Source organism: Mitsuaria sp. TWR114 (genome assembly GCF_007997345.1).
This window is the reverse complement of sequence record NZ_VOSR01000728.1, coordinates 1-4,612: the sequence shown is the minus strand read 5'-3', so window position 1 is coordinate 4,612 and position 4,612 is coordinate 1. Positions and strand designations below refer to the sequence as shown.

The following is a 4,612-nucleotide window of genomic DNA, read 5'->3' as shown; positions in this document are numbered from 1 at the left end:
GCTCGCGGGCGCGCTGCTCGGCCACGCGCAGGCGCGCCGAACCGTCGAGCAGCTGGAGCTGCTTCGCCTGGGTCTCGGTGTCGACGGTGGCCGGCTGGGTCGGGGTGGGGATGTGGGGATGCTTCTCTGAAAACGAGCGTTGCTGCATGTGGACTGCCTTGACTGCAATACGCTCCCTCGCCTCCGCGAATCGGGCGATTGTCTCGACCACGACGCGCGGGTCAAGTAACAGGAGGTGATCCGGGTTGTCCGCCGCGATCAGGCGTGCAGCACCACGAGCAGCGCCGTCGCCGCCTTCTTCGACAGGTTGCGGATCGCGTGCGCGCCGTCCACGGCGTAGCGCGCGGTCTCGCCGCTCTTGACGAGCTGGCGGCTGCCGCCGGCCGTGACCTCGAGTTCACCGGCCAGCACGCTCAGGTGCTCGCGCGAGCCGGGCTCGTGCGCGGCGGACTCGAGGGCGCCGCCGGGCTGCACCATCAGCTCGTACCACTCGAAGTTGCCGGCCAGGTCGATGGGGCCGAGGATGCGCAGCCGGCACAGGCCGTCCGGGCTCGACAGCGCTGGCGTCGCGTGCGAGGCGACCACCTCGATCGGCGGGGCGGCGGGCCGCTCGCCGCCCAGCAGCTCCGACAACTCCACCCGCAGCGCATTGGCAAGCCGCCACACCACGGCCACCGTGGGATTGGCCTGGTTGCGCTCGATCTGCGAGAGCATCGACTTGGAGACGCCCGCCCGCCGCGACAGCTCGTCCAGCGACAGGCCCTGGGCTTGCCGCAGCGCCTGCAGCGTCGCGCCCACGCGGGGAGGTTCCAGTTTTTCGGAAGGATTGGCGGACATCTGAGGCGGGCGAGGGCGTTCCGGGGTGGAAGAAGGCGCCTTGACCGGCCTCCGCTCTTCCTTGATACTGCACGGCTGTTCGATATAACGAACGCGTTCGATTTAACGGATTGTGCCGCAGGAGCACCGCATGACCAACATCGCCTCCCCGTCCACCGACGACTTCTATCGCCACCTGCAGAACGAGCTGCAGGGCATCCGCGACGCCGGCCTCTTCAAGAGCGAACGCATCATCACCAGCCCGCAGGGCGCCGTCGTCAAGACGCGAGACGGGCGCGAGGTCCTCAACCTGTGCGCCAACAACTACCTGGGCCTGTCCTCGCATCCGAAGGTGGTGGAGGCCGCCCACGAGGCGCTGCGCACCCATGGCTACGGCCTGTCGTCGGTGCGCTTCATCTGCGGCACGCAGGACATTCACAAGGAACTCGAGCAGCGCCTGGCGCGTTTCCTCGGGACCGAGGACACCATCCTCTACGCCGCCGCCTTCGACGCCAACGGCGGGCTGTTCGAGCCGCTGCTGGGCGAGCAGGACGCGATCATCAGCGACGAGCTGAACCACGCGTCCATCATCGACGGCATCCGCCTGTGCAAGGCCAAGCGCTTCCGCTACAAGCACAACGACATGGCCGACCTGGAGGCGCAGCTGACCGCGGCCCGCGCCGCCGGCGCGCGTCACGTCATGGTCTTCACCGACGGTGTGTTCTCGATGGACGGCACGATCGCGCAACTGGACAAGATGCGCGAGATCACCGATCGCTTCGGCGCGCTGCTGGCGATCGACGAATGCCATGCCAGCGGCTTCATGGGCAAGACCGGCCGCGGCACCCACGAGTACCGCGGCGTGTTCGGCAAGGTCGACATCATCACCGGCACGCTGGGCAAGGCGCTGGGTGGCGCGTCGGGCGGCTTCACGACGGGGCGCAAGGAAGTGATCGAGCTGCTGCGCCAGCGCTCGCGGCCCTACCTGTTCTCCAACACGGTGGCGCCGAGCATCGTCGGCGCGTCCATCGCGGTGCTGGACCTGCTGGAAGGGAGCACCGCGCTGCGCGACAAGCTCGAGGCCAACACCGCCTTCTTCCGCGAGGCCATCCAGCAGGCGGGTTTCCAGATCAAGCCGGGCACGCATCCGATCGTGCCGGTGATGCTGTTCGACGCGGTCAAGGCGCAGCAACTGAGCGCGCGGCTGCTGGAGCTGGGCGTGTATGCGGTCGGCTTCTTCTATCCGGTGGTGCCCAAGGAGCAGGCCCGGGTGCGGGTGCAGATCTCGGCGGTGCACGAGCGCGAGCACCTGGAGCGGGCCGTGGCCGCGTTCGCGCAGGCGGGCCGCGAGCTGGGACTGGTGAAGTAAGGCGCTGAGAAGAAGATCCCCATGACGACCAAGATCCTGTTGATCGGCGCGAACGGCCAGATCGGTTCCGAACTGGCGGTGGAGCTGGCCAAGCGCCATGGCAACGCCAATGTCATCACCAGCGACGTCGCCCCGCAGGGCCGCGTGCCGCAGCTGACCCACGAGATGCTGGACGTCACCGATGCGGCGGCGCTGGCGGCGGTGGTCAAGCGGCACGGCATCACGCAGATCTATCACCTGGCCGCGGCGCTGTCCGCCACGGGCGAGAAGCATCCGATGTGGGCCTGGGACCTGAACATGAAGGGCCTGCTGAACGTGCTGGAGCTGGCGCGCACGGCGAAGCTGGAGCGCGTGTTCTGGCCGAGTTCCATCGCCGCCTTCGGACCGCAGACGCCCAAGCAGGCCACGCCGCAGACGACGGTGATGGACCCGACGACGATCTACGGCATCTCCAAGCTGGCCGGCGAGGGCTGGTGCCGCTGGTACCACGCCAACCACGGCGTCGACGTGCGCAGCCTGCGCTATCCCGGCCTGATCAGCTGGAAGACGCCCCCGGGCGGCGGCACGACCGACTACGCGGTGGAGATCTTCCACGAGGCGCTCAAGCACGGCCGCTACACCTGCTTCCTGAAAGAGGACCAGGCGCTGCCGATGATGTACATGCCGGATGCGCTGCGCGCGACGATCGAGCTGATGGAGGCACCGGCGGAGCGCATCACCGAGTGGGGCAGCTACAACCTGGCGGGCGTGAGCTTCACGCCGGAGCAGATCGCCGCGTCGATCCGCCGTCGCATCGCGGGCTTCACGATCGACTACGCGCCGGACTTCCGCCAGAACATCGCCGCGAGCTGGCCGCAGTCCATCGATGACAGCGTCGCGCAGCGCGACTGGGGCTGGAAGCTGGGCTACGACCTGGACGCGATGGCCGACGACATGCTGGCCTCGCTGAAGGCGCAGGCCGAGCAGGGCGCTACAGCCGCCCAGGCGGCGCAGGCCTGAGGACGTAGAGTCACGGGCTGTCTTCGTTGCCCTGAACACGCCGTGTCCCGACTCGCTGCTGAATTCCAACGCCTCTACGCCGCCGGCGCAGATGGGGCCTCGCGCGCGCTCGTGCTCGATGTGGGGCGCCCGTCGGATTGGGAGCTGCTTGCCAACGTGTGGCGTGGCGTGCAGCTCGACCTGGCGCTGCCCGCGCCGGGCATCGCCATCGCGGGCGAGAACAGCTATCAGCTGTGGTTTTCGCTGGAGCGCGGCTGCGCGCCTGAGGCGGCCGCCGCCTTCTTCGAGGGCCTGAAGTCCCGATACCTGGCCGGCATCGCGGGCCCGCGCATTCGCTGGCTGACGGAGCCGCCGGTGATGCCGGCCGAAGTCCGGGAAGGGCAATGGTCGGCGTTCGTCGCACCGGATCTCGCGCCGGTGTTCGTCGAGGCGACGTGGCTGGACATCCCGCCCGGCGCCGAAGGGCAGGCGGATCTGCTGAAGTCCTTGAAGTCGATCACGCCGCAGGCGTGGGAGGCGGCGCTGGCGGCCCTCGCGCCGCGCGGCCCGCAGGACGACGCACGCCCTGACGGGCGCTCGGACCGCGCATTGACCGGCGAGGCGACGCCGGAAGCGCCGCGGGTGACGTCGACGCCTGCCGTTCAGTCAGCCAGCCCGACGAACTTCACCGACCCCCGCGCCTTCCTGCTGCACGTCATGAACGACGCGACGCTGCCGATGGCGATGCGGATCGAGGCGGCCAAGGCCTTGCTGCCTGAATCGGGCAAGTCCTGACCGGCTGCTGGCAGCGCCGGTCCGATGTCGGCATCGACCTAATCCCCTCCCACGGGGACGCTCAGAACCGGATCTTCCCGGTCCAGATGTCCTTGTACATGACCCAGTCGCCCATGAAGCTGTAGAGCGGGCGCTTGAACGAGGCGGGCTTGTTCTTCTCGAAGCCGAAGTGCCCCACCCAGGCGAAGGCGTAGCCGCACAGCAGCCCGATCAGGATGAAGCCCCAGCGCTGCGTCGCGAGCGCGTAGGCCAGGAACGCCAGCCCCAGCGTCGAGCCGACGAAGTGCAGTCGGCGGCAGGTGCGGTTGCGGTGCTCGCCGAGGTAGAAGGGATAGAACTCGGCGAAGCTGCGCATCGCCTTGACGCGGTCCGCGCCGGCGTCCGAGTCGCGCGGCGCGTGGGGCAGGGGGCTGGTGCTCATGGGCGTCTCCTGGCGCGGCCCTCGCGGGGCGTCCGCGGGTGAGGGGCTCACCGTACGGCGCTCAGCCGAGCGCCGCCTTCAGCGCATTCAACATCCCTTCCGGCGCCTCGGTCATCAGTGAATGCCCGGCCGGCAGCGTCTGCACCCGCGCGCCCAGCAACTCGGCCAGCTGCTTCGCGCCTTGGGCGGCGTCATCACGTCCTTCGCGCCAAGGATGAGCTCGGTCCGCACGC

5 protein-coding genes are annotated in these 4,612 nt (G+C 69.0%); 3 read left to right on the top strand and 2 right to left on the bottom strand.

The genetic code is table 11. The features are described from left to right. Positions 1-258 precede the first annotated feature (258 nt). Complete coding sequence (locus tag FUT87_RS23205) at positions 259-837, bottom strand: helix-turn-helix domain-containing protein (protein WP_147242538.1); 579 nt, start codon at positions 835-837, stop codon at positions 259-261. A 130-nt stretch (positions 838-967) separates the two neighbouring features. Here FUT87_RS23205 and kbl point away from each other — a divergent pair, with 130 nt between their 5' ends. Genes kbl through FUT87_RS23190 form a run of 3 tightly spaced genes read left to right on the top strand, consistent with a single transcriptional unit; the run spans position 968 to position 3,958 of the window. Beyond that, positions 968-2,185 carry a glycine C-acetyltransferase gene (gene kbl / locus FUT87_RS23200; protein ID WP_091724806.1) on the top strand — a complete coding sequence of 406 codons (1,218 nt, stop codon included), beginning with the start codon at positions 968-970 and terminating at the stop codon, positions 2,183-2,185. Between the two features lie 21 nt (positions 2,186-2,206). After that, complete coding sequence (locus tag FUT87_RS23195; protein WP_147242537.1) at positions 2,207-3,184, top strand: NAD-dependent epimerase/dehydratase family protein; 978 nt, start codon at positions 2,207-2,209, stop codon at positions 3,182-3,184. Between the two features lie 42 nt (positions 3,185-3,226). Next, positions 3,227-3,958 carry a hypothetical protein gene (locus FUT87_RS23190; RefSeq protein WP_147242536.1) on the top strand — a complete coding sequence of 244 codons (732 nt, stop codon included), beginning with the start codon at positions 3,227-3,229 and terminating at the stop codon, positions 3,956-3,958. A 61-nt stretch (positions 3,959-4,019) separates the two neighbouring features. On the opposite strand, the gene FUT87_RS23185 is transcribed toward FUT87_RS23190, so the two are convergent. After that, the gene (locus FUT87_RS23185; RefSeq protein WP_147242535.1) at positions 4,020-4,379 is read right to left on the bottom strand and encodes a DUF962 domain-containing protein; all 360 of its coding nucleotides are present in this window, start codon (positions 4,377-4,379) and stop codon (positions 4,020-4,022) included. Positions 4,380-4,612: the final 233 nt, after the last annotated feature.

What these genes read in the sequence shown, in the direction of transcription:
- FUT87_RS23205 (WP_147242538.1), bottom strand. Translation starts at nt 837, where the DNA reads ATGTCCGCCAATCCTTCCGAAAAACTGGAACCTCCCCGCGTGGGCGCG.
- kbl (WP_091724806.1), top strand. Translation starts at nt 968, where the DNA reads ATGACCAACATCGCCTCCCCGTCCACCGACGACTTCTATCGCCACCTG.
- FUT87_RS23195 (WP_147242537.1), top strand. Translation starts at nt 2,207, where the DNA reads ATGACGACCAAGATCCTGTTGATCGGCGCGAACGGCCAGATCGGTTCC.
- FUT87_RS23185 (WP_147242535.1), bottom strand. Translation starts at nt 4,379, where the DNA reads ATGAGCACCAGCCCCCTGCCCCACGCGCCGCGCGACTCGGACGCCGGC.